Source organism: Sphingomonas sp. 1185, from assembly GCF_040544655.1.
Lineage (GTDB): Bacteria > Pseudomonadota > Alphaproteobacteria > Sphingomonadales > Sphingomonadaceae > Sphingomonas.
Map to the genome: position 1 here is coordinate 1 of NZ_JBEPKL010000032.1, position 26,819 is coordinate 26,819.

At 66.8% G+C, this 26,819-nt stretch carries 22 protein-coding genes and 2 tRNA genes; 9 read left to right on the forward strand and 15 right to left on the reverse strand.

What is annotated here, in order from left to right; all coding sequences use genetic code 11:
- Positions 1-203 precede the first annotated feature (203 nt).
- From ABIC44_RS16670 to lon, 3 genes are all read right to left on the reverse strand, one after another.
- A tRNA-Val gene (locus ABIC44_RS16670) sits at positions 204-278 on the reverse strand.
- Positions 279-342: 64 nt separating this feature from the next.
- Complete coding sequence (locus ABIC44_RS16675; RefSeq protein WP_042489856.1) at positions 343-615, reverse strand: HU family DNA-binding protein; 273 nt, start codon at positions 613-615, stop codon at positions 343-345.
- A gap of 200 nt (positions 616-815) precedes the next feature.
- On the reverse strand, positions 816-3,242 hold the full coding sequence (lon, locus tag ABIC44_RS16680) for an endopeptidase La (protein WP_307100110.1): 2,427 nt from the start codon (positions 3,240-3,242) through the stop codon (positions 816-818).
- Positions 3,243-3,379: 137 nt separating this feature from the next.
- On the opposite strand from lon, the gene ABIC44_RS16685 reads away from it, so the two are divergent.
- Positions 3,380-5,134 (forward strand): M1 family metallopeptidase, encoded by a 1,755-nt coding sequence (locus ABIC44_RS16685; protein WP_354296631.1) that lies wholly within the window; start codon positions 3,380-3,382, stop codon positions 5,132-5,134.
- A 129-nt stretch (positions 5,135-5,263) separates the two neighbouring features.
- On the opposite strand, the gene ABIC44_RS16690 is transcribed toward ABIC44_RS16685, so the two are convergent.
- The 4 genes from ABIC44_RS16690 to ABIC44_RS16705 form a co-directional block, all read right to left on the reverse strand.
- Positions 5,264-6,391, reverse strand: a complete 1,128-nt coding sequence (locus ABIC44_RS16690) for a calcium:cation antiporter (RefSeq protein WP_354296632.1) — start codon at positions 6,389-6,391, stop codon at positions 5,264-5,266.
- Between the two features lie 195 nt (positions 6,392-6,586).
- Positions 6,587-7,180: a GNAT family N-acetyltransferase gene (locus ABIC44_RS16695; RefSeq protein WP_354296633.1), complete on the reverse strand. Its 594-nt coding sequence runs from the start codon at positions 7,178-7,180 to the stop codon at positions 6,587-6,589.
- 75 nt (positions 7,181-7,255) lie between these two features.
- Entirely contained in the window at positions 7,256-8,527 is a 1,272-nt protein-coding gene (gene clpX, locus ABIC44_RS16700; protein WP_307100117.1) for an ATP-dependent Clp protease ATP-binding subunit ClpX, read from the reverse strand.
- 112 nt (positions 8,528-8,639) lie between these two features.
- The gene (locus ABIC44_RS16705) at positions 8,640-9,326 is read right to left on the reverse strand and encodes an ATP-dependent Clp protease proteolytic subunit (RefSeq protein ID WP_307100119.1); all 687 of its coding nucleotides are present in this window, start codon (positions 9,324-9,326) and stop codon (positions 8,640-8,642) included.
- A 165-nt stretch (positions 9,327-9,491) separates the two neighbouring features.
- Between ABIC44_RS16705 and ABIC44_RS16710 the strand changes: the two genes are divergently transcribed.
- The gene (locus ABIC44_RS16710; RefSeq protein ID WP_354296634.1) at positions 9,492-10,883 is read left to right on the forward strand and encodes a hypothetical protein; all 1,392 of its coding nucleotides are present in this window, start codon (positions 9,492-9,494) and stop codon (positions 10,881-10,883) included.
- Here the strand turns inward: ABIC44_RS16710 and ABIC44_RS16715 are convergent.
- The 3 genes from ABIC44_RS16715 to ABIC44_RS16725 all read right to left on the reverse strand — a co-directional run bounded on the left by ABIC44_RS16715 (position 10,847) and on the right by ABIC44_RS16725 (position 13,780).
- Positions 10,847-11,779: a glycosyltransferase family 2 protein gene (locus ABIC44_RS16715; RefSeq protein ID WP_354296635.1), complete on the reverse strand. Its 933-nt coding sequence runs from the start codon at positions 11,777-11,779 to the stop codon at positions 10,847-10,849. The genes ABIC44_RS16710 and ABIC44_RS16715 overlap by 37 nt on opposite strands.
- Positions 11,780-11,980: 201 nt before the next feature.
- Positions 11,981-13,636: a trigger factor gene (gene tig, locus ABIC44_RS16720; protein ID WP_354296636.1), complete on the reverse strand. Its 1,656-nt coding sequence runs from the start codon at positions 13,634-13,636 to the stop codon at positions 11,981-11,983.
- A gap of 59 nt (positions 13,637-13,695) precedes the next feature.
- Positions 13,696-13,780 (reverse strand) — tRNA-Leu (locus ABIC44_RS16725).
- A 122-nt stretch (positions 13,781-13,902) separates the two neighbouring features.
- Here ABIC44_RS16725 and ABIC44_RS16730 point away from each other — a divergent pair.
- Positions 13,903-14,061: a hypothetical protein gene (locus tag ABIC44_RS16730; protein ID WP_354296637.1), complete on the forward strand. Its 159-nt coding sequence runs from the start codon at positions 13,903-13,905 to the stop codon at positions 14,059-14,061.
- A gap of 8 nt (positions 14,062-14,069) precedes the next feature.
- Entirely contained in the window at positions 14,070-14,312 is a 243-nt protein-coding gene (locus ABIC44_RS16735) for a hypothetical protein (RefSeq protein ID WP_261270979.1), read from the forward strand.
- A 264-nt stretch (positions 14,313-14,576) separates the two neighbouring features.
- On the opposite strand, the gene gatB is transcribed toward ABIC44_RS16735, so the two are convergent.
- The 4 genes from gatB to gatC are packed head-to-tail and all read right to left on the reverse strand — an operon-like array spanning position 14,577 to position 18,233.
- The gene (gatB, locus tag ABIC44_RS16740) at positions 14,577-16,058 is read right to left on the reverse strand and encodes an Asp-tRNA(Asn)/Glu-tRNA(Gln) amidotransferase subunit GatB (RefSeq protein ID WP_354296638.1); all 1,482 of its coding nucleotides are present in this window, start codon (positions 16,056-16,058) and stop codon (positions 14,577-14,579) included.
- Positions 16,055-16,471 (reverse strand): hypothetical protein, encoded by a 417-nt coding sequence (locus ABIC44_RS16745; protein ID WP_307100135.1) that lies wholly within the window; start codon positions 16,469-16,471, stop codon positions 16,055-16,057. Before ABIC44_RS16745 ends, gatB begins: the two co-directional genes overlap by 4 nt.
- Complete coding sequence (gatA, locus tag ABIC44_RS16750; protein WP_309696733.1) at positions 16,465-17,946, reverse strand: Asp-tRNA(Asn)/Glu-tRNA(Gln) amidotransferase subunit GatA; 1,482 nt, start codon at positions 17,944-17,946, stop codon at positions 16,465-16,467. The genes ABIC44_RS16745 and gatA overlap by 7 nt, the downstream gene beginning before the upstream one ends.
- Positions 17,946-18,233: an Asp-tRNA(Asn)/Glu-tRNA(Gln) amidotransferase subunit GatC gene (gatC, locus tag ABIC44_RS16755; protein WP_037568622.1), complete on the reverse strand. Its 288-nt coding sequence runs from the start codon at positions 18,231-18,233 to the stop codon at positions 17,946-17,948. The genes gatA and gatC overlap by 1 nt, the downstream gene beginning before the upstream one ends.
- 138 nt (positions 18,234-18,371) lie before the next feature.
- Between gatC and ABIC44_RS16760 the strand changes: the two genes are divergently transcribed.
- The 5 genes from ABIC44_RS16760 to ABIC44_RS16780 all read left to right on the forward strand — a co-directional run bounded on the left by ABIC44_RS16760 (position 18,372) and on the right by ABIC44_RS16780 (position 24,736).
- Positions 18,372-19,478, forward strand: a complete 1,107-nt coding sequence (locus ABIC44_RS16760; protein WP_307100139.1) for a DUF3089 domain-containing protein — start codon at positions 18,372-18,374, stop codon at positions 19,476-19,478.
- On the forward strand, positions 19,475-19,939 hold the full coding sequence (gene ruvX, locus ABIC44_RS16765; protein ID WP_167345377.1) for a Holliday junction resolvase RuvX: 465 nt from the start codon (positions 19,475-19,477) through the stop codon (positions 19,937-19,939). Before ABIC44_RS16760 ends, ruvX begins: the two co-directional genes overlap by 4 nt.
- Positions 19,940-20,076: 137 nt before the next feature.
- A complete protein-coding gene (locus tag ABIC44_RS16770) occupies positions 20,077-22,446 on the forward strand; it encodes a TonB-dependent receptor (protein WP_354296639.1) in 2,370 nt (789 codons plus the stop codon).
- A gap of 92 nt (positions 22,447-22,538) precedes the next feature.
- Positions 22,539-23,522 carry an aspartate carbamoyltransferase catalytic subunit gene (locus ABIC44_RS16775; protein ID WP_175312954.1) on the forward strand — a complete coding sequence of 328 codons (984 nt, stop codon included), beginning with the start codon at positions 22,539-22,541 and terminating at the stop codon, positions 23,520-23,522.
- Positions 23,519-24,736: a dihydroorotase gene (locus ABIC44_RS16780; protein WP_354296640.1), complete on the forward strand. Its 1,218-nt coding sequence runs from the start codon at positions 23,519-23,521 to the stop codon at positions 24,734-24,736. Before ABIC44_RS16775 ends, ABIC44_RS16780 begins: the two co-directional genes overlap by 4 nt.
- A 214-nt stretch (positions 24,737-24,950) precedes the next feature.
- On the opposite strand, the gene ABIC44_RS16785 is transcribed toward ABIC44_RS16780, so the two are convergent.
- Positions 24,951-26,690 carry a DEAD/DEAH box helicase gene (locus ABIC44_RS16785; protein ID WP_309701498.1) on the reverse strand — a complete coding sequence of 580 codons (1,740 nt, stop codon included), beginning with the start codon at positions 26,688-26,690 and terminating at the stop codon, positions 24,951-24,953.
- Positions 26,691-26,819 lie beyond the last annotated feature (129 nt).

Consider the following 26,819-nt stretch of genomic DNA (forward strand, 5'->3'; position numbering starts at 1 on the left):
CGAACCAAGCGCGCCTCCAAGACCCAAAACATGCTCGAGGTCACCCTCGACATATTCCTCGCCAGAAAACGCCTGCAGAGTCCGGGGTGAACACTCCCCTGAAGGGGAGGGGCTCGCATAGGCGCGCGGCGTTTCCGCCAATGCAAAATGGCCGCCCGATCATCTTCCGGCGGGGAAGAGACGGGCGGCCATTGCCATTTGCATGGTGGGCGCGACAGGGATTGAACCTGTGACCCCACCCGTGTGAAGGGTGTGCTCTACCGCTGAGCTACGCGCCCGGTAACCGGGAGAGGCGCCTTTAGGCGGCGGCGAACCGCCTGTCCAGCCCCAAAATCGAGAAAATCAGTTCACCGAGTCCTTGAGCAACTTGCCCGGCTTGAACTTGGGCTGCGACGACGCCTTGATCGTCATCGGCTCGCCGGTGCGGGGGTTGCGGCCGGTCGACGCCTTGCGCTTGGACACCGAAAAGGTGCCGAAACCGACCAGGCGAACCTCGTCCCCCTTCTTCAGGGCGGCGGTAATCGATTCGAACACGGCATCCACGGCCTTGACCGCATCCCCGCGCGCCAGCCCCGAGGAGTCGGCGACGGTGGCGATCAGCTCCTGCTTGTTCATTCCATAACCCCCTATGATCCCGATATTAAAACGAGCCTAACTGCTGACGCCCGAATATCAAAGTGCCGATAATGCCGGACCCGGCGGCGCTGTCAAACCCCCGTTTCCCGCAAAGCGAAGGATCGCGCAAACAGAAGCCCGTGTCAGGACGATGACAAGGGCCGCCTGTCCTTCGACGGACGGCCCTTGCGATGCGACGATCAGTGGTGGCGTTCGCCCCCGACCGCCGGGATCGGCGCGGGCGGCAGCGCTGCCAGCTCGTCCGCATCGGTCCAGTCGATCGCCTCCAGCGGCCCGACGAGCGCCAGGCGCAGCACCTCGTCGACATGCGCGACCGGCACGATCTTCAGGCCCTCGCGGATATTGGCCGGGATGTCGGCCAGATCCTTCTCATTCTCCTGCGGGATGAGGACGGTGGTGATCCCGCCCCGCAGCGCCGCGAGCAGCTTTTCCTTCAGGCCGCCGATCGGCAGCACGCGGCCGCGCAGCGTGACCTCGCCGGTCATCGCCACGTCCTTGCGCACCGCGATCCCCGTCAGCGTCGAGACGATCGAGGTGACCAGGCCGATACCCGCCGACGGACCATCCTTGGGCACCGCGCCCTCGGGCAGGTGGATATGGATGTCCTTGCGGTGGAAAAGCGACGGCTTGATCCCGAAGCTGGGGCTGCGCGCCTGGACGAAGCTGAAGGCGGCCTGGACCGATTCCTTCATCACGTCGCCCAGCTTGCCGGTGGTCTTCACCTGGCCCTTGCCCGGCACCGTCACCGATTCGATGGTCAGCAGCTCGCCGCCCACCTCGGTCCAGGCGAGGCCCGTGACCGCGCCGATCTGATCCTCCTGTTCGGACAGGCCGTGGCGATACTTTTGCACGCCCGCGAACTCGTGGAGGTTTTCGGGCGTGATCGTCACCGACGTCGCCTTGCCCTCCAGGATCTGGCGCAGCGCCTTGCGGGCGAGACGCGCGATCTCACGTTCCAGCGTACGCACGCCCGCCTCGCGGGTGTAACGCTGGATCAGCGCACGCAGGCCGTCTTGCGTCAGCGTGAATTCGCCGTCCTTCAGCCCGTGCGTCTCGACCTGCTTGGCGACCAGATGGCGCTCGGCGATCTCGACCTTCTCGTCCTCGGTATAGCCTTCCAGCCGGATGATCTCCATGCGGTCGAGCAGCGGCTGCGGCAGGTTCAGCGTGTTCGCGGTGCACACGAACATCACGTCCGACAGATCGATGTCGATCTCCAGATAGTGATCGTTGAACTTGGCGTTCTGTTCGGGGTCGAGCACCTCCAGCAGCGCCGAGGCGGGGTCGCCGCGGAAATCCTGGCCCAGCTTGTCGATCTCGTCGAGCAGGAACAACGGGTTGGACGTGCCGGCCTTTTTCAGGTTGGTCACGATCTTGCCCGGCAGCGAGCCGATATAGGTGCGGCGGTGGCCGCGGATCTCGGCCTCGTCGCGCACGCCGCCCAGCGACTGGCGGATGAACTCGCGCCCGCACGCCTTGGCGATCGACTGGCCCAGCGAGGTCTTGCCGACGCCCGGCGGGCCGACGAGGCACAGGATCGGCCCCTTCAGCTTGTTGGTGCGCGCCTGCACGCCGAGATATTCGACGATCCGGTCCTTCACCTTCTCCAGCGCATAATGATCCTGGTCGAGGATCGCCTGCGCCGCCGCAATGTCCTTCTTGACCTTGGACTTCTTGCCCCAGGGCAGACCCAGCAGCACGTCGAGATAGTTGCGCACGACGGTCGCCTCGGCGCTCATCGGCGCCATGGTCTTCAGCTTCTTCAGCTCGGCGGTCGCCTTGGTCCGCGCTTCCTTGGACAGCTTGAGCGTCGCGATCTTCTGGGTCAGCTCGGCGATCTCGTCGCCGTCGCCGTCCTCGCTCTCATTGCCCAGCTCGCGCTGGATCGCCTTGAGCTGTTCGTTGAGATAATATTCGCGCTGCGTCTTCTCCATCTGGCGCTTGACGCGGCTCTTGATCTTCTTCTCGACCTGAAGAACGCCGAGTTCGCCTTCCATCAGGGCATAGGCCATCTCCAGCCGCTTGGCCGGATCGGTCTCCACCAAAAGCGCCTGCTTGTCGGCGACCTTGACCGAGATGTTGGCGGCGACCGCATCGGCCAGCTGCGAGGCATCCTCGATCTCGGCCAGCTGCACCGCGGTCTCGGCGGGCAGTTTGCGGTTGAGCTTGGCGTAATTCTCGAACTGGTCGACCACCGAGCGCATGAGGGCGGCGATCTGCGCCTTCATGTCATGGTCCTGCTCCTCCAGCGCGGCCTCGTCGGCCTCGACCGGGGTCGCGTCGATCGTGGCGGTCAGGAAGGCGCCCGATTCGTCCAGCTCGGCCAGCCGGCCGCGCACCTTGCCCTCGACCAGCACGCGGACGGTGCCGTCGGGCAGCTTGAGCAGTTGCAGGACGGTGGCGGTGACGCCGATCTCATACAGATCCTCGCGCGCCGGATCGTCCTCGGCGGGATCGAGCTGGGCGACCAGGAAAATCTCCTTGTCCGCCGCCATCGCCGCCTCGAGCGCCGCGACCGATTTGTCGCGACCGACGAACAGGGGGACGATCATGTGCGGGAATACGACGATGTCACGCAGCGGAAGGACGGGATAGGACTGGTTCATGCAAACTCCGGTCGGCCCCGACCGGGGCCTCTTCATCACACTATATGGGGAGGGTTGCCGTTCCATCAATCGTCGGTGCGATCAGTGGATCGATCGATGGCTTGCCAAGCCGTCGGCGTTGCGCGACACCATGCCGCATGAATCGTATACGGAATGTCGTCGCTGCGCTGTTCGCCTCCTCGCTGCTCTGTGGGGCCGCCACCGCCTTTGCCCAGAGCCCCAAGGGCTTACCCGGCAAGGGCGAGCCGCCGCTGACCGCCCAGACCATGGTGTCGGGCGGCGTTCGCCCGCCCGAGCAACGGGCCATGCGGTTCGACAGCGCCGACCTGTCGTTCGAGATTCTGCCGGACACACGGGAACTGAACGGCATTGCGGTGCTGGACTTTACCGCAAAGTCGCCGCTGGCGCGGCTGGTGATCGATCTCGACCGCAATCTGCCGGTCAAGGCGATCGCGATCGACGGCAAGCCGCTCAAGCCCGCCTCATGGTCCAATCCGGAAGGACAACTCGTCATCACCCTGCCTCGCGCGTTGCGTGCCGGTCAGAAGGTCAGCGCCAGGATCACCTATGGCGGCACCCCGCATGTCGCGGTGCGGGCGCCCTGGGATACCGGCGTGGTCTGGGCCAAGACGCCCGACGGGCGGCCCTGGTTCGCGACGACGACGCAGGGCTATGGCTGCGACCTGTTCTGGCCGTGCCTCGACTATCCGATGGGCGAGCCGGGCGTCGTCACGCTGCATATCACCGTGCCCAAGGGCTTGAAGGCGCCGTCCAACGGCGTGCTGCTGGGCGTCGACACGCTGTCCGACGGGCGCACCCGCTGGAACTGGCGGACCAAGCATCCCAACACCTATGCCATCGCGCTGAACGTCGGGCCCTATGAGGTGGTCGAGGGCAAGTACAAGAGCCGCTTCGGCAACACGATCCCGATGTTCTACTGGTATCTGCCCGGCGAGAAGCAGAAGGCCGAAGGCCTGTTCGCCGAGTTCGCGCCGACGCTGGATTTCTTCGAATCGACGGTCGGCCCCTTCCCCTTTGGCGACGAGAAGCTCGGCGTGGTCGAAACCCCGCACAAGGGTATGGAGCACCAGACGATCAACGCGTACGGCAACGAATATGCCAAGGCGCCCGAGGGGTTCGACTGGCTGTTCCAGCATGAATTCAGCCATGAATGGTTCGGCAACCAGCTGACCAATGTCGACTGGGACGATTTCTGGCTGCACGAAGGCTATGGCAGTTACATGCAGCCTTCTTACGGCCGCTGGCGCGAGGGCGAAGCGCGCTATGCGGTGATGATGGATGCGCAGCGCGGCCAGATCGCGAACAAGTCGCCCATCGTCCATGATCGCAGCATGACCGAGCAGGACGTCTATGAGGACGCCAAGGGCGGCCCCGGCCTCGACATCTATATGAAGGGGTCGTGGATGCTCCACACCCTGCGCAACCTGATCGGCGACAAGGCCTTTTGGGACGTGACGCGGCTTGCCGTCTATGGCCGCACCGATCCCAAGCCGGGGAATTTCACGCCGCGCTATGGCTCGACCAAGGAATATGAGGGCTTTGTCCGGCAGGTCACGGGCAAGGATTATGGCTGGTTCTTCAACGTCTATCTGCGCCAGGCGGCCCTGCCCGAGATCGTCGAGAAGCGGGCGGGCAACCAGCTGACGCTGAGCTGGAAGGTGCCGGGCGGCGGGCCCTTCCCGATGCCGGTCGAGGTGCAGGTGGGCGACAGGGTCGAGACGCTGCCGATGACGGACGGCACGGGCACCTTGACCCTTCCCGAAGATGCGCACGTCGTGGTCGACCCCTGGGCGAAGGTGCTGAAACGCTCGGTCGCGATCGAGCAGTTCCGCGCGTGGAAGGCGGAACAGGCGGCGAAAACCAAGAAGTAAGCCCGCCCTCCGTTCAGCCTGAGCGAAGTCGAAGGCCACGGACCGAACGACGTTCCAGGCGTGCCCGGTCCGACCGGATTCCCTTGGCCTTCGACTTCGCTCAGGCTGAACGGAGGGTGGCGCTCAGAATCACGGCACCACCGTCACGAACAGATAGGCCGCGAAGATCACCAGATGCACCGCGCCGCCCAGCACGGTGGTCCGGCCATTGCCCAGCGTCAGCGTGATGGTGAACAGCGACAGCACCAGCAGGATCATCTGTTTGGCCCCGATCCCCAGCGCGAGCGGCAAGCCGAGCATCAGCGAGACGATCGCCACCGCCGGAATGGTCAGCCCGATCGTCGCCAGCGCCGAGCCCAGCGCGAGGTTGAGGCTGGTCTGCAACCGGTTCCGCTTGGCCGCCCGGTACGCCGCCAGGCTTTCGGGCGCGAGGACCAGCGCCGCGATGACCACCCCGACGATGGCGAGCGGCAGCCCGGCGTTCAGGATCGCCGCCTCGACGATCCCCGACAGCCCCTTGGCCAGCAGCACCACCCCGACCAGCGCGACCAGCAGTATCCCCAATGCCGCCCAGGCGGCCGCATTGGTCGGCGGCTCGGCATGGGCGTCGGCGGGCATGTCCTCATGCACGGGAAGGAAATAGTCGCGGTGTCGCACCGTCTGCACCATCACGAAAGTCCCGTACAGGATGACGCTGACGATCGCGACGAAGACCAGCTGCGAGGTCGCATAGGTCGGCCCCGGCGCGGACGAGACGTAATTGGGCAGGACCAGCGACAGCACGACCATCGCGCTCAGCACGTTCAGCGACGAACTGGCCCCGCGCAGCGAGAAGCGCTGCTCGCCATGCTGCACGCCTCCCGCCAGCAGGCAGAGGCCGACAATGCCGTTGAGGATGATCATGATCGCCGCGAACACGGTATCGCGCGCCAGACTGGAGGCATCGCCCGCATCGGACAGCATCAGGCTGACGATCAGCGACACCTCGATCACCGTCACCGCGACCGCCAGGACGAGCGTGCCGAACGGCTCGCCGACCCGGTGCGCGACGACTTCGGCCTGATGCACCGCCGACAGCACGCAGCCGACCAGGATGATCGCCGCGACGACCACCCCCACCGTCCCCATCTTGTAGAGCGAGACCGCGATGGCGAGCAGGCCCAGCAACGGGAACACCAGGGTCCACCAGGGCATCAACAGACGCTGGAGCAGCGCGCGCTTCTGTCCGGGGGAAACGATGGCATCGGGTTCGCTCATGGCTGGTCGGGTCTCCTCGTCATGGCATGATGACATTCCTGTCATGCCAATGCGCCAACCACCCTGTTGGCTCCCGATCCGGGCGGGATTCATTGCGAGATCGCAACCAAGTGCCGAGCCCACCGCCCGCTATCGTCCACCCACAGCGGGACGACATGGCTGGCATAGCGGGGCCACCCCTTCAGGCGACGGGTTTCACTTTCCCCCGACCGGCCGCATCATCGACCAGAAGCGCGGGCCGCCTTTGGGGACCGACCATTGCCCGGTCAGCTCGAACCCCAGCCGGGCATAGAGCCCGACATTGCTTTCGGTCGCGGTCTCCAGATAGGCAGGCACACCGTCCGCGTCGCATCTGGCCAGTCCCGCCCGGATCGACGCGCCGCCCAGCCCCCGCCCCTGCCGCGCCGGATCGACGCCCGCAATGTGCAGATACCAGAAGGGCTCGGCCGGGAAATGCGCTTCGACCGCATCGCCCAGCCGCATCGCGCGGGGTAGCGACGCCCCCAGCGTGTGCAGCACCGGGATCAGCCGCCGGACAAAGGCCATGGTCGGCACCTGCGCCTGTCCGGGCGGTCGCCAGAAGCTTCCCGCATCCGCCCCCTGGCTCACCAGCCGCATCCCGACCGCATCGCTGTCGAACAGCAGCGCGAACAGGCGCGGCAGGCGCTTCGCCCGGTCGGCGGCATCGGGAAAGATATAGGACATGGCCGGATCGTCGGCGAAGGCGCGGCCCAGCATCCGCGCCACCGCCACCCGGTCCCCGTCCACCGCATCGCGCATCACGGCCATCGCATGATCCTCATGAAAAACGGGCGCCTCCTTTCGGAAGCGCCCGCTTTCTCGCATCGATCACAGGGCCGGCGTTCAGGCCGCCGCGCCGTCCTTCTGCTTGGACTTTTCGGCATAGACGCGGATCGGTTCCTTGCGGCCCTCGACCACGTCCTTGTCGACCATCACCTCGTCGACGCCGTCCATGCCGGGCAGGTCGAACATGGTGTCGAGCAGGATGCCCTCCAGGATCGAGCGAAGCCCGCGAGCACCCGTCTTGCGCTCGATCGCCTTCTTGGCGACCGTGGTCAGCGCCTCGTCGGTGAAGTCGAGTTCGACATTCTCCATCTCGAACAGCTTCTGATACTGCTTCACCAGCGCGTTCTTCGGCTCGGACAGGATCTTCACCAGCGCCGCGATGTCGAGATCCTCCAGCGTCGCGATGACCGGCAGACGGCCGACGAATTCGGGGATCAGGCCGAACTTCAGCAGATCCTCGGGCTCGGTCTGGCGCAGATATTCGCCGGTCCGCTTCTCCTCGGGAGCCGCGACATAGGCGCCGAAGCCGATCGACTTGCCCTGCAGGCGGTCGCCGATGATCTTTTCCAGACCCGCGAACGCGCCGCCGCAGATGAACAGGATGTTCGTCGTGTCGACCTGCAGGAATTCCTGCTGCGGATGCTTGCGGCCGCCCTGGGGCGGAACGCTGGCGGTCGTGCCTTCCATCAGCTTGAGCAGCGCCTGCTGGACGCCCTCGCCCGACACGTCGCGGGTGATCGAGGGATTCTCGGCCTTGCGGCTGATCTTGTCGATCTCGTCGATATAGACGATGCCGCGCTGCGCCCGCTCGACATTGTAATCCGATGCCTGGAGCAGCTTGAGGATGATGTTCTCGACATCCTCGCCGACATAACCCGCCTCGGTCAGCGTCGTCGCGTCCGCCATGGTGAAGGGCACATCGAGGATGCGCGCCAGCGTCTGCGCGAGCAGCGTCTTGCCGCAGCCGGTCGGGCCGACGAGCAGGATGTTCGACTTGGCGAGTTCGACGTCGGCGCCCTTCGCGCCGTGGTTCAGGCGCTTATAGTGGTTGTGCACCGCGACCGACAGGACACGCTTGGCCTGCTTCTGACCGATGACATAGTCGTCGAGCACATTGCAGATTTCCTGCGGCGTCGGCACGCCACCATCCTTCTTGGACACCAAAGCGGACTTGGTCTCCTCACGGATGATGTCGTTGCACAGCTCCACGCACTCGTCGCAAATGAAGACGGTCGGCCCCGCGATCAGCTTGCGCACCTCGTGCTGCGACTTGCCGCAGAACGAGCAATAGAGGGTGCTTTTCGAGTTGCCACCGCTCACCTTGTCCATCAATCACCTCTCGCACCCATCAAACGGTGCGCTACCGTTGCCGGGGTGCGCATCGTACCGCACCCCGATAAAGTCACAATCGAAATAAACCGTTCACGCGGAACGACCCGTCTTACGCGGACGTCGCGTCGTCGGCCGGGACCGGACGCTTGTCGAACACCTGGTCGATCAGGCCGAATTCCTTGGCCTCCTCGGCGCCCATGAACTTGTCGCGGTCCATCGCACGCTCGATCTCCTCCAGCGGCTTGCCCGTGTACTTGGCGTAGAGCGAGTTCAGGAAATGCCGCATGCGCAGGATCTCGCGCGCCTGGATCTCGATGTCCGCGGCCATGCCCTGCGCCCCGCCCGAAGGCTGGTGGATCATGATGCGGCTGTTCGTCGTCGCCACGCGCATGCCCGGCTCACCCGCCGACAGCAGGAAGCTGCCCATCGAGGCGGCCTGGCCGATGCACAGCGTGCCGACGCGCGGCCGGATATACTGCATCGTGTCATGGATCGCCATGCCCGCCGTGACGACACCGCCCGGCGAGTTGATGTACATGAAGATGTCCTTCTTCGGATTTTCCGACTCGAGGAACAGCAGCTGCGCGCAGATCAGCGACGCCATCCCGTCCTCGACACCGCCGGTAACGAAGATGATGCGCTCGCGCAGCAGGCGGCTGAAAATATCGAACGACCGTTCGCCGCGGTTCGACTGTTCGATGACGATCGGAACCAGACCGGCCTGCGTCTGCCGCAGCCCGACGCCGGCCTGTGCCAGCGGGCTCGCGAAATCGCCGGTCTCGAACGGATTGTGCATGGATATCTCTCTTATGCCCAGAAGAGCCCCTATGTCGCGTGATGCCAGCGCATATTCAAGCCCCGGCGACCGCCCCACATGCCGCGATGCAGCGTTTACCCTTTTTTACGCGCGCGCACGCTAGACCGATGCGTAAGGACGCGAGAGGCGGTATCCGGCAAAATCATGACGTTGGCACGAACGCCGTCTCCGGCCCTGACCACGGCGCTTCGCGTCATGCGACCGCGTGCGCTGCTTCTCGGCGCGGCGAGCGGGGCGGTTATCGGCGCGGTCCTGTTCCTGCTGTTCCTTCTGGCCAATCACGCCGCGATCGGACTCGATCTGCCCGCCGCACGCGCGCATGTCCGACAGGCATTCGCCGAGGGTGCGTTGCAGGACCGCGACTATCTGAAGGGCGATACCGCGATCGGATGGCATCAATATAATGACTGCCTGATCCTTCGCCTCGCGCTCGACCAGCGGGCCGGTGCGACGGCACTGACCGTCAGCCCGCTGGTCACGCCCCCGGTCGAACCCCGGACGCAGTGCAGCAGCCTGCGCGGCTTCCTGGCGGGTGAGCGGACGGGCACGACCGGCTATTATCACCGCTATATCCATGGTCACACGCTGCTCGCCCGGCTGCTGCTGCCCCGGCTGTCGGTGGCGGCGATCCGGGGGATCTATCACGGCCTGTCGACGCTGCTGGTGCTGGCGGGGATCGTCACCGGGCTGCTCGCCTTGGTACGGGGACGGCGGCGGGCGGAGGGGCTGTTCTGGCTGATCGTCTTTCTCGCCTTCGCGCGCGGGTTCGGGCTGGAAAGCTATGGCCAGTCGCTGGGCCATGGTCCGGCGGACATCGTGCTGATCGGCTATCTGCTGATGCTGGCGGTGATGGGCACGGGGCGCGGGATCGGGCCGCGCCTGGCGATGCTGACCGCCGGGCTGTTCGGCGCGCTGACCCTGACCTTCGAGTTCCTGACCGGCGGCATTCCACTGGGGCTGGCGGCGGTGATCGGCGGCCTGGCCTTTGCCGCCAGGCCGGGCGAGGAACGCGCCTTCGCCCCCCTGCCCGTCGCGCCGCTGGCGGCCTATCTCGGCGCGATCGCGACGATGGTGGCGCTCAAGATCGCGCTGGTCGCGCAGGTGTTCGGCGTCCGGGCGCTACGCGCGGATGCGGGGCAGCTTCAGGTCCGGCTGGGCCTGGACGCCTCGCATGGCGAGACGTCCGATCTGGGCATCGTCCATATGGCGCGCCAGCTGGCCAAGGGCATTGACGGGCTGGCGGCCGGAATGCCGCTGATGGCGGGCGCGGTCGTGCTGATCGCGCTGGTGGCGGGTATGTGGGGCGCGCGGCGGCTGCTCGCCCGTCCCGACCCGGCGATGCGTGCGCGGGTGGTCGCACTGCTGCTGTCCAATGGCGCCATCGCCGCCATGCTCGTCCTGTTCTGGCAGCATACCATGATCCACGCCTGGTTCATGGAGCGGACGCTGGTCTGGACGATCGCCAGCGGCTTTGCGCTGTTCGCGCTCGCCCTGCCCGCTCAGCCCGCCGAGCCGGGGGCGGGCTGCGCCAGATAGGCCAGCCGCCGCACCTCCTGCCGCCCGCGCACCACGGTGTCGAGGATCAGCCCGGTAAAGACGTTCAGCGCCGCCAGCAGCATCAGCCCGGTCGACAGGATCGCGGTCGGGAAGCGCGGCACCTGATGCGTGTCGAGATAGGTCAGGATCAACGGCACCGCGAGCAGGATCGCCGCCGCCGCGAACAGCGCGGCGATCGCGCCGAAGAACCAGAGCGGCCGCTCGATCCGGTAAAGCTTGATGATGGTGCGCAGGATGCGCCAGCCGTCCGAATAGGTGCTCAGCTTCGACGCCGACCCCTCGGGCCGCGCGAAATAGGGGGTCGCCACCTCGGCGCAGGGCATTTTGAGTTCGAGTGCATGGACGCTGATCTCGGTCTCGATCTCGAAGCCGACCGACAGGACCGGGAAACTCTTGACGAAGCGCCGCGAGAAGACGCGGTAGCCCGACAGAATGTCGGAGAAGCTGCGCCCGAACAGCCGCGCCAGCATCCCGGTCAGCATCGCATTGCCGAAGCGGTGCCCGCGCCGATAGGCGAGTTCGGCCTCGCTCACCCGCTGGCCGACCACCATGTCGAGCTGCTCCTCGACCATGCGCACGACCAGCCCCGGCGCGGAGGCCGCATCATAGGTCGCATCGCCATCCGCCATGACATAGATATCGGCGTCGATATCGGCGAACATCCGCCGCACGACCGCGCCCTTGCCCTGGATTCGTTCCGACCGGACCACGGCCCCGGCGGCGCGCGCCACCTCCACGGTGCGATCCCGGCTGTTATTGTCATAGACATAGATGGTCGCCGAGGGCAGCGCAGCGCGGAAGCCCGCAATGGTCTGCGCGATCGCGGCCTCTTCGTTATAGCAGGGCAGCAGCACCGCGATCCGGGGTTCGTTCACAACCTATCCTCGTCAAAAGGCGGGCGATCCGGCCCCCCGTCACTACCCATAGCCCCTATGCGCCAACGCGGCCGGGCGGGACAGCCCGTCTGCCATTCCTCCCCTGCAAGGGGAGGAACAGAGGTCCTTCAAGCAGGAAGGGCGACCGCTTGCGCGACCGCCCTTCCCCGTTCGTTCACGAACCGAAGTCCGATGCCGTCCTTACTCGGTCGGCGCGGCCTTCTTGGCGCGCGGCTTCTTGGCGGGCGCTTCGGCCTCGGCCTCGCCTTCCGCCGGAGCAGCGGCCTTCTTGGCGCGCGGCTTCTTGGCCGGGGCCTCCTCGGTCGCCTCGGCGGCATCCGCCTCGCCTTCGGCCGGAGCGGCCTTCTTGGCGCGGGTCGCCTTCTTCGGCGCGTCCTCGGCGCCTTCCTCGGCGGCGGCGTCCTCGGTCACGTCGACCTTCTTGGCCTTCGCCTTCGACTTCTTGGCGCCATGGTCATGATCATGGTCGTGGTCATGATTGTGGACGTGCGTGCCGGTCGAGAAACCGTCCTCGCTCTCGATCGCGGCTTCCAGTTCCTCGCGCGTGGTTTCGCGGTCGGTGATCTCGGCCTTGCCGAACAGGAAGTCGACGACCTTGTCCTCATAGAGCGGGGCGCGCAGCTGGGCGGCGGCCATCGGCTCCTGCTGGATATACTGGATGAAGCGCTGGCGATCCTCGGGGCCGTACTGCTGCGCGGCCTGCGCGATCAGGCGGTTCATTTCCTGCGCGGTCACTTCGACGCCGTTCGCCTGGCCGATCTCCGAGAGGAGCAGGCCCAGACGGACGCGGCGCTCGGCGATCTTGCGATAGTCGTCGCGCTCCTTCTCCATCTCGGCCTTGGCGGCCTCGGGGTCTTCCTCATGGGTCGCTTCGTGCTCGAGCTGTGCCCAGATCTGCGAGAACTCGGCCTCGACCATCGACGGCGGCACTTCGAAGTCGTGACCATCGGCCAGCTGGTCGAGCAGCTTGCGCTTCATATAGGTGCGGGTCAGGCCGTTATGCTCCTGCTCGATCTGCCCCTTCAGCAGGCCGCGCAGCTGCTCCAGGCTCTCGAGGCCCAGATTCTTCGCCATCTCGTCGTCGATCTTGGCCTCACCGGCGGTCTTCACCGACTTGATCGTCAGGTCGAAGGTCGCGGGCTGACCGGCCAGATCCTTGGCGGGATAGTCCTCGGGGAAGGTGACCGAGATCTGCTTCTCTTCACCCGCCTTCACGCCGACCAGCTGGTCCTCGAAACCGGGGATCAGGCGACCCGCGCCGATCTCGACGGCCATGTCCTCGCCCGAGCCGCCCTCGAAGGCGACGCCGTCCGCGGTCTTGCCGACGAAATCGACGGTGACCTGGTCACCCTCGGCCGCAGCCTTGTCGCCCGCATCGTCCCAGCGCTTCTGCTGGTCGGCGAACTTCTGGAGCTGCTCGTCCACCGCCTCGTCGGCGACGGCCACGGTCAGACGCTCCAGCTTCAGCGCGTCGATCGCGGGGGTCGGGACCTGCGGCAGCACTTCGAGCGTGACGTTCAGCGTGGCATCCTTGCCCTGCTCATACTCACCGACCAGCTCGACCTGCGGCTGCATCGCGGGGCGAAGGCCCTGCTCGACGATCAGCGACTGCACGCCTTCCTGCAGCGCGGTGTTCAACGCGTCCTGGAGGAGCGCCGGGCCGTGCATCTTGCGGACCAGGTTGGCGGGCACCTTGCCGGGGCGGAAGCCGGGCATCTTCATCTGCGGAGCGATGCGCTTCAGTTCGGCATCGACCTTGCCCTCGATATCCTGGGCGGTGATGGTGAGCGTGTAGGCGCGCTTCAGCCCCTCGTTCAGCGTCTCGACAGTCTGCATCTAAAGGCCTTCAATCTGGAGAAATTCCGTGTGGCTGTCGCCCCGTTTTGACCGGGGACTGGTGCGGGCGAAGGGACTCGAACCCCCACATCTTACGATACTGGAACCTAAATCCAGCGCGTCTACCAGTTCCGCCACGCCCGCACGAGGACACCGCCGATGGGCGCGCGTCTATATCACCATGGGCGGCTTCGGCAAGGGACAACAGGCAACATGTGCGGTCGCGATGCGTTTATCCCCTCCCCAGTCCGAATTGGAGAGCGAGAATGGCCACCCAGCCCCCGCCCGAAAGCCCGCCGCCGACCCAGCCCGCGCAGCCCGACGCACCCCCGCCCGAAATCGTGCCGCCCGGCCCCGATATCGACCAGCCCGCTCCCGGCACCGGCCCCGGCGATCCCGGCACGCAGCAGCCCCCGCAGATTTGAGGAAGACGATGGCGACCAACCCCGAAAACCATCCCGACAGCCCGCCCGCCGAGGTGCCGGAGAACAACCCCGACAGCCCGCCGCGCGAGGACGAGCGGAGCGATATCGAGCAGGCGGTCGAGGCGCGGTCCGATGCGGTCAAGCGTGGTGAGGGTGGCGAGGAGCCGGTGACCTTCACCAGCAGCGGCGAGCATGACGGCGTCGGCGGGACCGGCGGCGTGGTGCGGAACCAGGATCTGGATGCGCAATAGCAGGGCGCCAGTCTCGGTGAGACACCCTTGCCCTCCCCCAGCCCCTCCCGCCTGCGGGAGGGGAGAAGCTTGCGGCAAGGCGAGAAGATTATCGAAGGCCGTTCGCTAGATTCGAAGCTCACGACAGCGCATGTCGCTCGCCAAAAACACGCCCCTCCCGCAGGCGGGAGGGGATGGGGGAGGGAAGGCCGCAGGCGATGACCTCTGCGAGGCACCAAACCCTCCCCCCGGCCCCCTCCCGCTTGCGGGAGGGGGAGCAATACATCACCCCGCCAGCGCTTTCTTCAGCAGGTCGTTGACCACCGCCGGGTTGGCCTTGCCGCCCATCGCCTTCATCGTCTGACCGACAAAGAAGCCAAACAGCGCCTCCTTGCCCGCGCGATACTGGCCCAGCTGGTTCGGGTTCTTCTCCAGAACCTCGGCGATCACAGCCTCGATCGCGCCGGTGTCGCTGGTCTGCTTGAGGCCACGCTCCTCGACGATCTTGCTCGGACCGTCGCCCGTCTCCAGCATGATCTCGAACACCTGCTTGGACAGGCTGCCCGACAGCGTGCCGTCGGCGACCAGCGCCAGCAGTTCGGCCGCCTGGGCGGGGCTGACCGGGCTCTCGGTGATGTCCTTGCCCAGCCGGTTGAGCGCGCCGAACAGTTCGGCCGCGACCCAGTTCGCCGCCTGTGCGGGCTTGGCGCTCGTGCCTTCCAGCGCATCCAGCAGCCCGTCGAACCAGCGCGCCGTCTCGACCTCGGCGGTCAGCACGCCCGCATTATACGGGGTCAGGCCCAGCGCCTCGTAACGGCGACGCTTGGCGTCGGGCAGTTCGGGCAGGCTGGCGCGGCATTCCTCGACGAACGCGTCGGTCAGCTCGAGAGGCAGCAGGTCGGGATCGGGGAAGTAGCGGTAATCATGCGCATCTTCCTTCGACCGCATCGAGCGGGTGGTGCCGCTCTCGACGTTGAAGAGGCGCGTTTCCTGGACGATCTTGCCGCCATCCTCCAGCACCGCGACCTGGCGCTTGGCCTCATATTCGATCGCGGCCATGACGAAGCGAACCGAGTTGACGTTCTTCGTCTCGGTCCGCGTGCCGAACTCGTCGCCGGGCTTACGCACCGACACGTTCACGTCGGCGCGCATCGAGCCTTCTTCCATGTTGCCGTCGCACGACCCGACATAACGCAGGATCGCGCGCAGCTTGCGGAGATAAGCCCCTGCTTCGGCGGGCGAGCGCATGTCGGGGCGGCTGACGATCTCCATCAGCGCCACGCCAGAGCGGTTGAGGTCGACATAGGAGCGGGTCGGATGCTGGTCGTGCATCAGCTTGCCCGCATCCTGCTCGACATGGATGCGCTCGACGCCGATCGACTTGGTCGGGCCGTCGGGGTTCTTCTCGTCCAGGCTGATCTCGATCGCGCCCTCACCGACCAGCGGGTGGTAGAGCTGGCTGATCTGATAGCCCTGCGGCAGATCGGCGTAGAAGTAATTCTTCCGGTCGAAACGCGACCATTTGTTGATCTGCGCATCGATCGCCATGCCGGTGCGCACCGCCTGGCGGATGCACTCCATATTGGGCACGGGCAGCATGCCGGGCATCGCGGCATCGACCAGCGAGACCTGGGTGTTGGGCTCCGCGCCGAAGGCGGTGGCCGCGCCGGAGAACAGCTTGGCGTTGGAGGTGACCTGGGCATGGACTTCCAGGCCGATCACGACCTCCCATTCCCCGGTCGCGCCCTGGATGCGATATTCGCTCATGTTCGATCTCGATGATGAAGATAGTTGATCGCCGTCAGGACGGCGTTGCTGCCCAGCAGGGCGACGATCCAGCAGGTCGACAGGATGCGCAGGACCGACGTCTCGAAACCGAGATGCCGCGCCTCCCGCAACCCGATATAGGCCGCGCCCGCCCCCAGCAGCAGGAACAGGATGCCCAGCCGCACCTCGCCGCGCAGGATCACGCTGTTGCCCACGCACAGGCACAGGATGAACCCCGCCACGCCCAGGAAGAACCGCGCCAGCGTGTGATGGTCGAAGGGCTGGCTTTCCATATGGCTGAGCGACACGCCGACATAGGCGCTGAGGATCGCCCCGAACGCGACGTTCAGGGCGCCCTGTGCTTCCCGCAACACCGCGATGTTGCGGGCCGTGAAGGCGCGGTCGCTTACCACCAGGCCTGCGGACGGGCGGTGAAGCCCGCGCGCTGTTCGATGGCGAGCCCGGCGTTCAGCACCCCCTGCTCATCCAGCGGCTTGCCGATGATCTGGAGGCCGAGCGGCAGCCCGTCCTTGTCCAGACCGCCCGGCACCGACATGGCGGGGAGCCCCGCCAGCGAGGCGGGCACCGTGAACACGTCGTTGAGGTACATGGCCAGCGGATCGGCCTGCTTCTCGCCCAGCGCGAACGCCGCCGAGGGCGCGGTCGGGGTGAGCAGCACGTCACACTCACCGAACGCCCGCTCGAAATCGCGCGCGATCAGCGTGCGGACCTTCTGCGCCTGGGTGTAATAGGCGTCGTAGAAGCCCGCCGACAGCACATAGGTGCCGATCAGGATGCGACGCTTCACCTCGTCACCGAACCCGGCGGCGCGGGTGGCGGCATACATGTCCTGCAACCCCGCCCCTTCGGGCAAGTCGCGCAGGCCGTAGCGCACGCCGTCATAGCGGGCGAGGTTGGACGACGCCTCGGCAGGCGCAATGATGTAATAGGCCGGAAGCGCGTACTTCGTGTGCGGCAGCGAGACCTCGACGATCTCGGCGCCTGCATCGCGCAGCCAGTCGATGCCCTGCTGCCACAGCGCCTCGATCTCGGCGGGCATGCCGTCGACGCGGTATTCCTTGGGCACGCCGACGCGCTTGCCCTTCAGGTCCGCCGACAAAGCGGCTTCCCAATTCGGCACGTCGAGCTTCAGCGAGGTCGCGTCCTTGGCGTCGAAGCCCGCCATCGCCTCCAGCATGATCGCGCAGTCGCGCACGTCGCGCGCCATCGGTCCCGCCTGGTCGAGCGAGGAGGCAAAGGCGATCGTGCCCCAGCGCGAGCAGCGGCCATAGGTCGGCTTGATGCCCGAAATGCCGGTGAAGGCGGCGGGCTGGCGGATCGAACCGCCGGTATCGGTGCCGGTCGCACCCGGCGCCAGACCCGCCGACACCGCCGTCGACGAACCGCCCGACGATCCGCCGGGGGCGAGCGCTGCGGTGTCGTTGGGGCGACGCCAGGGCGAGATGACGTTGCCGAACGCGCTGGTCTCGTTGGACGAGCCCATGGCGAACTGGTCGAGGTTCAGCTTGCCGAGCATGCCTGCGCCCGCATTCCACAGATTCTGCGAAACGGTCGACTCGTAGGGCGGCACGAAGCCTTCCAGGATCTTGCTGGCGGCGGTGGTCGCGACGCCCTTGGTCGCGAACAGGTCCTTCATGCCGATTGGCACGCCCGCCAGCGGCTTGAGCGTCTCGCCCGCCGCGCGCGCCGCGTCGGCCGCATCGGCGGCGGCGAGCGCGTGATCGGGGGTTTCGACCAGAAAGGCGTTGAGCGCCCGCGCGCCCGCAACCTTGGCGTTGAAAGCCTCGGCGACTTCGCGCGCCTTGAACTGGCCGTCGCGCACGCCGTCGCGAATGGCGGCGATGCCGAGTGTGGTGAGATCAGTCATTATTCGATCACCTTGGGCACCGTGAAGAAGCCATGTTCGGCCTGCGGCGCATTCTGCATGAGGAGGTCGCGGATGCCGCCGTCATTGACGACGTCGTCGCGCAGGCGAAGCTGGTTCGGGATCACCGCGGTCATCGGCTCGACCCCTTGGGTGTCGACCTCGCCCAGTTGCTCGATCCAGCCCAGGATATTCCCAAGCTCGGGGGCGAGGCGCGTCGCGTCCTCCTCGGTGATCGCGATGCGGGCGAGGCTCGCGATCTTCTTCACGGTTGCGGTATCTACGGACATGGATTTGCGGCTAGCATCGCCGCGCGGCTTCGCGCAACGCTTTTGCCGTCTCGGCGATTGCAACGGGGGCAAGTCAGGCGTCATGGATAGCAATTGCGGGCCGCCCAATTTTGCTGCAACGCACAATGGAGTGAGGATTTGGCGCGCAAATTCCTGTATGTGGTGGCGGCACTCATCATGCTGACGATCGCCGCCGCCTTTGCCTATCGCCTGTTCGGCAACCAGCTGCTCCGCTGGTCGACGGTGCCGTCCGAGTCGTTCAAGGCCCAGGCGGCGCCCCCGGCCGACCTGTACGAGCGCAAGGTCCTGTGGCTGGCGCGGCCCGACATCCCCGGCAATCCCGCCCTGTGGGTTCCGGCGGGTTACACGCCCGGCAAGCCCGGCACCGGGGCCGCCATCTTCTTCATCCACCCCACCTCGTACATCAACAAGTCGCACTGGAATGCGCCGATCGACGATGCGGACACGAATGCGCGCGCCGAACTGTTCCTGCGCGGACAGGCCAGCGCGTTCAATGCGGCGGGCGACATCTGGGCGCCCCGCTATCGACAGGCGACCTTCGGGGCGTTCCTGACCAGCGTCCAGGATGCCGAACGCGCGCTCGACCTGGCGTACCGGGACGTGGATGCCGCGTTCACCGCCTTTCTAGCGCAGGTCGATCCCAACCGTCCGCTGATCCTGGCGGGGCATAGCCAGGGCGCGCTGCACCTGTCGCGTCTGCTGACCGACCGGGTGGCGAAGAACCCCGCGCTCAAGCGGCGGATCGTCGCGGCCTATGTCGTGGGCTGGCCCATCTCGATGACCGCCGACCTGCCCGCCATGGGGCTGCCCGCCTGCGAGCGGGCCGACCAGACCGGCTGCATCCTGAGCTGGCAGAGCTTTGGCGAGCCCGCCGATCCGTCACTGATCCTCGACGTGTTCGACAAGACCAACGGCTATACCGGGGCACCGCGCAAGGACACGGCGATGCTGTGCACCAATCCGCTGACCGGCACGCCGGACGTCGCGGCGCCCGCGACCGCCAATCTGGGGACGCTCTACCCCTCGGCCGACCTGAAGAGCGCGGACATCGCGGCGGGCAAGGTTCCCGCCAAGTGCGAGGGGCGCGGCATCCTGACCATCGGCGAGGGGCCGAATGTCGGGCCCTATGTGCTGCCGGGCAACAATTACCATGTCTATGACTATAGCCTGTTCTGGGCGAATGTCCGCGCCGATGCGGAGCGCCGTTTGAAAGCCTTTCGATGAGCCTGATCACCACCGACCGCACCGAATTCCGCAACGCCCTCCCCTCGGGCGGGCGGCTGATCGGGCTGGACGTCGGCACCAAGACCGTGGGCACCGCGCTTTGCGACGCGGGATGGAGCTTCGCCAGCCCCGCCACCCTGATCCGCCGGACCAAGTTCACCAAGGACAAGGAACAGCTGATCGCGATGATCGCGCAACAGGGTGTGCAGGGGCTGGTCATCGGCCTGCCGCTCAATCTCGACGGCAGCGAGAGCCCGCGCTCGCAATCGACCCGTGCCTTTGCCCGCAACTGCGCCGATCTGGGCCCCATATTGCTGTGGGACGAACGCTGGTCGACGGTGGCGGTGGAGCGGACGATGATCGAGCAGGACATGAGCCGCGCCAAGCGAGCGGAGCGGATCGACAATCTCGCCGCCGCGCACATCCTTCAGGCGGCGATCGACGCGCTGGTGATGGCTTGACCGTAATTCCCATCGACTGACCGCAAAACGATCATTTACCCGCCAAATGTCACATATCGGTCTCGAACCAGTCGCCGACCCGTCACTCAAGCCCCCTAGCTGCGCCGCTTCCTACGAAGCCTTTGGGGGGCCCAGCCGTGCAGCGTTTTTCCACTCTGTCCCGTTCGATGCTGATGATCGGCGCCGCCGTCATCGCCATGCCCGCCCGGGCGCAGCAGCAGGCCGATACGGCGGTGCCCGAGGCCGCGACCAATGGCGACCAGATCGTCGTGACCGCGACCCGCACCACCCGCTCCTCGGTCGAGCTGGGCGCGGCGGAGATCCAGAAGGTGCTGCCCGGCGCCAACCCGGTCAAGGCGATCCAGACGCTGCCCGGCGTGCAGTTCGAGACGGCCGACCCCTGGGGCAATAACGAGCAGAATATCTCGCTGTTCGTGCACGGCTTCAACCAGAACCAGCTCGGCTTCACCATGGACGGCGTGCCGCTGGGCGACCAGTCCTATGGCAATTACAACGGCCTGACGCCGCAGCGTGCGGTCATCAGCGAGAATGTCGCGCGCGTCCGCCTGACCGCCGGTGCCGCCGACCTGGGCACCGCCTCGGCCAGCAATCTGGGCGGCGGGATCGAGACCTATTCGAGCGATCCGGCCGCGACGATGGGCGTCCGCTTCGCGCAGACGCTGGGCAGCTATGACGCCAGCCGCACCTTCCTGCGCATCGACAGCGGCGAGGTCGCGGGGCTGGGCGGCACCAATAGCGGATACCTCTCGGTCGTCCGGCAAAAGGCCCGCGCCTGGGAATTCGATGCGCGCCAGGGCGGGTGGCAGGGCAATGCCAAGTTCGTCCACAAGGGCGAGAACGGCACGCTGACCGGCTATTTCGACATTTCGGACAAGGCGGAGCCCAATCAGGATTCGGTCGCGCACAATGCGGGCGGGCTGGAGCCCTATTACCGCTCGCTGCTCTATCCGAACTGGCAGGCCGCGCTCGCCTATGTCGATGCCAATGGCGCGCCGCCGTCGAACAATCCCAATAATTACATGAACTATTTCGGCGATGCGCAGCGCACCGACTATCTGGGCTATATCAAATATGAGCGCCGCTTTGGCGATGCGGTGACCTGGACCAATCAGGTCTATTATCATCATGACGAGGGCCAGGGGCAGATCACCGGCCCGATCGCGGCGGCGGGCCTGCCGGGCCTGTTCCGCATCTATTATCCGGGGCAGGATCTGAAGCAGGTCTTCGGCGGATCGGGCTATGCGCTGCGCACCACCGAATATGGCATCGACCGCAAGGGCGCGATCTCGACGCTGGCCATCCATGCGGGCGATCACGAGATCGAGCTGGGCGGATGGTATGAGCATAACCGCAACACCATCTTCCGCCGCTGGTATGCGGCCCCCATCGACAATCCGCCCTCGCCCTATGAATGGGCCGATCCCGCCAAGCGCCGCCTGACCCAATATGCCGCGATCACGAAATACGACCTGATCCAGACGCATGTGCAGGATCGCTGGCACGTCACCCCGGCGGTGACGATCGAGGCGGGCTTCAAGTCCAGCCTGCAATTCGCCGACGGCCGCGTGCCGACCCAGCCGCTGCCGGGCGCGCTGCCCGGCACGTCGACCGGCTATCCCGAGGGGCGGCTGAACACGAAGAAGTGGTTCCTGCCCGCCATCGGCGCGATCTGGGACATGACCGCCAACGACCAGCTGTTCGGCCATATCCAGAAGAATGTCCGCCAGTTCCAGGCCTCGGTCGCGGCGGGCCTGTCGCCCTTCGCCGTCGGCAGCCAGCAGGCGTTCGAGCAGATCAAGGCGAACACCTCGCCCGAAACCTCCTGGACCTATGAAGCGGGCCTGCGCTCGCGCCATGCGCTCGACCTGGGGCCGCTGACCGCGATCGAGGGACAGGTCAGCGCCTATCATGTCGATTTCGACAATCGCCTGCTCCAGATCAGCGCGACGCCGGTCATCGCCTCGGTCATCGGCGGCGTGTCGATCCTGCAGAATGTCGGCCGGGTCCAGACCAACGGCGTGGATGCGGCGGCGACCTTGCGCTTCGGCCCGCACCTGTCGATCTACAACGCGCTATCGTACAACAGCTCGAAATATCGCGACAATTATGTCAGCGGCACCAGCACCGTCCTGACCGCGGGCAAATATGTCCCCAACACCGCTAAGTGGCTGAACAAGACGGTCGTGTCGATCAATGACGGCCCGTTCGAGATCCAGGCGATCGGCGACTATGTCGGCCCGCGCTTTGCCACCTATACCAACGACCAGGGCATTGGCGGACGCTATCTGGTCAACCTCCAGGCCAGCTACACCCTGCCGCAGATCGACGGGTTCGGGGTCAAGGACCTGAAGCTGTCGGTCAACGTCACCAACGTCACCAACCGCAAGGGCATTTACGAACTGGTCGTGGGTGCGGCGTCCAGGACCTGGAACAGCTATGCCCAGCCGCCGCGCATGGGCTTCATCACCCTTTCGGGCGCATTCTGACGCCGATGGTCGCGTCCCGGCCCCGGATTATCGGGGTCGGGACCAACTGCCCGCTTGCCGATCGCTCCGCCGCTCGCTACCCGGCGGCTTTAATGCAGACCTCGGATCATCGCCCCGGCACGCTCATTCAGGGTGGCGCCGTTTTCCCGCACCGGCATCTGACCGGAATCGACGGCCTTCAACCGCATGAGATCATGTTCCTGCTCGACGAGGCGGAACATTGGCTCGATCGCGGCGCGACCGATACGCCCGATACAAGGCTGGCGGGCCTCACCCAGATCAACGCCTTTTTCGAGAACTCGACCCGGACCCTGCTGTCCTTCGAGATCGCGGGGAAGCGGCTCGGCGCGGACGTGGTCAACATGCACGCCGCCCAGTCGAGCGTGAAGAAGGGCGAGACGCTGATCGACACGGCGATGACGCTGAACGCGATGCGCGCCGACGTCATCGTCATCCGCCACATGGCGAGCGGAGCCGTCCGCCTGATCGCCGACAAGGTCGACTGCCCGGTGCTGAACGCGGGCGACGGGCGGCATGAGCATCCGACGCAAGCGCTGCTCGACATGCTGACCATCCGCCGTCGGCGCGGCGGCGTGGCGGGGCAGAAGGTCGTGATCTGCGGCGACATATTGCACAGCCGGGTCGCGCGCTCGGACATCCTCGCCCTGACCGCGCTGGCGGCCGAAGTACGGGTCTGCGCGCCCTCGACACTGATGCCCAAGGGGATCGAACGCATGTTCGTCACCCCCTTCACCGATTTCGACGAAGCCATCGAGGACGCCGATGTGGTCATGATGCTGCGCGTCCAGAATGAGCGGATGGCGGGCGGCTATATCCCCTCCACCCGCGAATATCGAATGCGCTACGGCCTTACGCCTGAACGCCTCAAGCGCGCCAAGCCCGGTGCGCTGGTCATGCACCCCGGCCCGATGAACCGGGGCGTCGAGATCGACTCGGAGGTGGCGGACGGCCCGCAATCGGCGATCACCGAGCAGGTGGCGATGGGTGTCGCGGTGCGCATGGCGTGCCTGGACGTGCTGACCCGCCGAGCCCGCAAGCTGGAGGGCTGGGCATGAGCGTCACCGCCTTCACCAACGCCGTGCTGGTCTGCCCGGTCGGCGGCGAGATCAGGGGCCAGGCTTTGCTGGTCGAGGACGGCGTCATCACCGGCACCGGAAACGTGCCCGAGGGCGCGACCATGATCGACTGCGGCGGCAAGATGCTCGCCCCCGGCATCGTCGATCTGGGTGTGTTCAAGGTCGACAATGCCGCCTTCCGCGCGGGCGGGATCGTGCGCATCGGCCTGATGCCCGACCAGTCGCCGGTGCTCGATGATCCCGGCGTGGTGCAGCGTGCCGCGCTGATCGGGCGGCCCGACCTGTGGATCCACCCCATCGCGGCGGCGACCCGCTCGCTGGCGGGCACCGATCTGGCAGAGATGGCGGTCTGTATCTCGGCGGGCGCGAAGGCGGTCGGCACCGGGCGCGGTTGGATCGCCGATTCGGGCGTGATGCACCGGGTGCTCGCCTATGCGGGCGATCTGGGCTTGACCGTCATCGCCCATGCCGAGGATGGCGGCCTGGCCGCCGACGCGGTCGCGACCGAGGGCGAGACGGCGAGCCGTCTTGGCCTGCCCTCCGCCCCCGCCATCGCCGAGTCGCTCGCCATCGCGCGCGACCTGATGCTCGCGGAGGAAACCGGGGCCAAGCTGCACATCCGGCAGGTGACGACGGCGGCGGGCTTCGACCTGATCCGCGCGGCCAAGCGGCGGGGCGTGAAGGTGACGTGCGGGATCACCCCCGCGCATCTCCACCTGTCGGACATCGCGATCACCGATTTCCGCACCTTCGCCCGCCTGTCGCCTCCCTTGCGCGACGAGAGCGACCGGCAGGCGGCACTGGAGGCGGTCGCGGACGGGACGGTCGACGTCATCGGATCGGGCCACGACCCGCATGGCCCCGAGGCGAAGCGCCTGCCCTTCGTCGATGCCGAAGCGGGCATGGCGGGGGCGGAGACGCTGTTGCCGCTGGCGCTGATACTGGTGCGCGACGAGCGGATCACCCTGCCCCGGCTGTTCGCGCTGCTGGCCGCCAATCCGGCGAAGGTACTGGGCCTCGACACCGGCACGCTGGAGCCGGGCAAGCCCGCCGACCTGATGCTGTTCGATGCCGAAACGCCGTGGATGGTGTCGGGCGACGCCTTCGCCTCGGCGGGCAATACGCCGTTCGACGGCTTCCCCGTCCAGGGCCGCGCGCAGCGGCTGTGGAAGGCGGGACGGGAAATCCTTTAAACCAAATCCTCCCCATCATCGATGGGGAGGGGGACCGCGCCCGCAGGGCGTGGTGGAGGGGCCGGCAACGCCAGCGAGGGCCCCCTGCCCCTCCACCACCGGGCTGACGCCCGGCGGTCCCCCTCCCCAAGCACAGCTTGGGGAGGATTTGGGAAACAAAAAAAGCCCTCTCCGAGACGTCTCGGGGAGGGCTTTTTGCAGGACCGTGCTTCGCTTAGCCGCGACGGGGACCGCGCGGGCCGCCCTGGGTGGGGCGCGGCGAGTAGCGGCGCGGGCCGCCGGGGCCGCCAGCGGGACGGCCGCCCATCGGACGGTTGCCGCCCGGACCGCGACGCGGGCCGCCATGACCCGAACCGCCTGCGGGCGGGCCGTCGGCCTGCTCGATCGCGATATCGTCCTCGGCATGGTCCGCCTCGGTCCGCTTCAGCGCGGCGACGAAGCGCGACGCCAGCGCGGCCGGAATCTCGAACAGCGTCTCGCTGGGCTGGATGCGGATCGCGCCGATCTCGTTGCGGGTGATGTGCCCGCGACGGCAGATCAGCGGGAGGAGCCAGCGCGGATCGGCATTCTGGCTGCGCCCGACGCTCATCCGGAACCAGACGGTGTCGTCAAAGCCTTCGCGACGCTCGCGCGGGGCGGGCGCATCGCCCTCGATCAGTTCCTCCGCCTGGGGCAGCGCGGCGCGGTGCGCGCGGACCAGCGCGGCGGCGATGTCCTCGGCCGACTTCTCGGCGAGCAGGCGGGTCGCCAGCTCGCGATCGGCCTCGTCCACCTCGACCGGCGCGAGCAGCGCGGTCAGCAGGCGCTCGCGGTCCTGCGCCCGGATTTCCTCCAGCGTCGGCGCGCGCCGCCACTGGGCATCGATCCGCGCGCCGCGCAGCATGCCCTCGACGCGGCGACGGCGCGGATAGGGGACGATCAGGATCGCGGTGCCCTTGCGGCCCGCGCGGCCGGTGCGGCCCGAACGGTGCTGAAGCGCCTCGGCATCGCGGGGGATCTCGACATGGATCACCAGCGTCAGGCCCGGAAGGTCGATGCCGCGCGCCGCCACGTCGGTCGCGACGCAAACACGCGCGCGACCGTCGCGCAGCGCCTGGAGCGCATGGTTGCGCTCATTCTGCGAATGCTCGCCCGACAGCGCGACCGCGGAGAAGCCGCGCTCGACCAGGCTGGAATGCAGGTGGCGGACATTGTCGCGCGTGGCGCAGAACAGGATCGCGACCTCGGCTTCGTGCAGGCGCAGCAGGTTGACCACCGCCGCCTCGATATCGGCGGGCGCGACCGTCACCGCCTGATATTCGATGTCGCTATGGCCCTTTTCCTCGCTGATCGTCTCGATCCGCTTGGCGTTGTTCTGATAGCGCTTGGCAAGCTGGACGATCGGGCGCGGCATGGTGGCCGAGAACAGCAGCGTGCGACGCTCGGACGGCGTGCCGTCGAGGATCTGCTCCAGATCCTCGCGGAAGCCCATGTCGAGCATCTCGTCCGCCTCGTCGAGCACCACCGCCTTGAGCGAGGAGAGGTCAAGCGCCCCGCGCTCCAGATGGTCGCGCAGACGGCCGGGCGTGCCGACGACGATATGCGCGCCGTGGTTCAGCGCCCGCCGCTCGCGCGAGGCGTCCATGCCGCCGACGCAGGTGGCGATGCGCGCCCGCGCACCGGCATAGAGCCATTCCAGCTCGCGGCTGACCTGCAGCGCCAGTTCGCGGGTCGGCGCGATGACCAGTGCCATCGGCGCACCGGCATGGGGCAGGTTCTCGCCGTCGACCAGCAGGTCGTTCGCCATGGCCAGGCCGAAGGCGACGGTCTTGCCCGACCCGGTCTGGGCGGAGACGATCAGGTCGCGACCGGCGGCGTCCGCCTCGATGACGGCGGCCTGGACGGGCGTGGGCGCGGCATAACCACGCGCGGAAAGAGCGGTCGAAAGGACCGTGGGCAGGGCAGAGAAAGGCATGGGGACTCCAACGAAAAAGGAGCGCGTACCGCCGAACCAAGGGACCCATCCCTCTCGGTTGGCGGATACACCCATGCGGCACGGGTGAATGTTTGCGTTCCGTGAAAGCGAGGCCCTATACACGCATTG

What these genes read in the sequence shown, in the direction of transcription:
- ABIC44_RS16785 (WP_309701498.1), bottom strand. Translation starts at nt 26,690, where the DNA reads ATGCCTTTCTCTGCCCTGCCCACGGTCCTTTCGACCGCTCTTTCCGCG.
- ABIC44_RS16685 (WP_354296631.1), top strand. Translation starts at nt 3,380, where the DNA reads ATGAATCGTATACGGAATGTCGTCGCTGCGCTGTTCGCCTCCTCGCTG.
- ABIC44_RS16675 (WP_042489856.1), bottom strand. Translation starts at nt 615, where the DNA reads ATGAACAAGCAGGAGCTGATCGCCACCGTCGCCGACTCCTCGGGGCTG.
- gatB (WP_354296638.1), bottom strand. Translation starts at nt 16,058, where the DNA reads ATGAGCGAATATCGCATCCAGGGCGCGACCGGGGAATGGGAGGTCGTG.
- tig (WP_354296636.1), bottom strand. Translation starts at nt 13,636, where the DNA reads ATGCAGACTGTCGAGACGCTGAACGAGGGGCTGAAGCGCGCCTACACG.
- ABIC44_RS16710 (WP_354296634.1), top strand. Translation starts at nt 9,492, where the DNA reads ATGACGTTGGCACGAACGCCGTCTCCGGCCCTGACCACGGCGCTTCGC.
- lon (WP_307100110.1), bottom strand. Translation starts at nt 3,242, where the DNA reads ATGAACCAGTCCTATCCCGTCCTTCCGCTGCGTGACATCGTCGTATTC.
- clpX (WP_307100117.1), bottom strand. Translation starts at nt 8,527, where the DNA reads ATGGACAAGGTGAGCGGTGGCAACTCGAAAAGCACCCTCTATTGCTCG.
- ruvX (WP_167345377.1), top strand. Translation starts at nt 19,475, where the DNA reads ATGAGCCTGATCACCACCGACCGCACCGAATTCCGCAACGCCCTCCCC.
- gatA (WP_309696733.1), bottom strand. Translation starts at nt 17,946, where the DNA reads ATGACTGATCTCACCACACTCGGCATCGCCGCCATTCGCGACGGCGTG.
- ABIC44_RS16690 (WP_354296632.1), bottom strand. Translation starts at nt 6,391, where the DNA reads ATGAGCGAACCCGATGCCATCGTTTCCCCCGGACAGAAGCGCGCGCTG.
- ABIC44_RS16780 (WP_354296640.1), top strand. Translation starts at nt 23,519, where the DNA reads ATGAGCGTCACCGCCTTCACCAACGCCGTGCTGGTCTGCCCGGTCGGC.
- ABIC44_RS16775 (WP_175312954.1), top strand. Translation starts at nt 22,539, where the DNA reads ATGCAGACCTCGGATCATCGCCCCGGCACGCTCATTCAGGGTGGCGCC.
- ABIC44_RS16735 (WP_261270979.1), top strand. Translation starts at nt 14,070, where the DNA reads ATGGCGACCAACCCCGAAAACCATCCCGACAGCCCGCCCGCCGAGGTG.
- gatC (WP_037568622.1), bottom strand. Translation starts at nt 18,233, where the DNA reads ATGTCCGTAGATACCGCAACCGTGAAGAAGATCGCGAGCCTCGCCCGC.
- ABIC44_RS16730 (WP_354296637.1), top strand. Translation starts at nt 13,903, where the DNA reads ATGGCCACCCAGCCCCCGCCCGAAAGCCCGCCGCCGACCCAGCCCGCG.
- ABIC44_RS16695 (WP_354296633.1), bottom strand. Translation starts at nt 7,180, where the DNA reads ATGGCCGTGATGCGCGATGCGGTGGACGGGGACCGGGTGGCGGTGGCG.
- ABIC44_RS16705 (WP_307100119.1), bottom strand. Translation starts at nt 9,326, where the DNA reads ATGCACAATCCGTTCGAGACCGGCGATTTCGCGAGCCCGCTGGCACAG.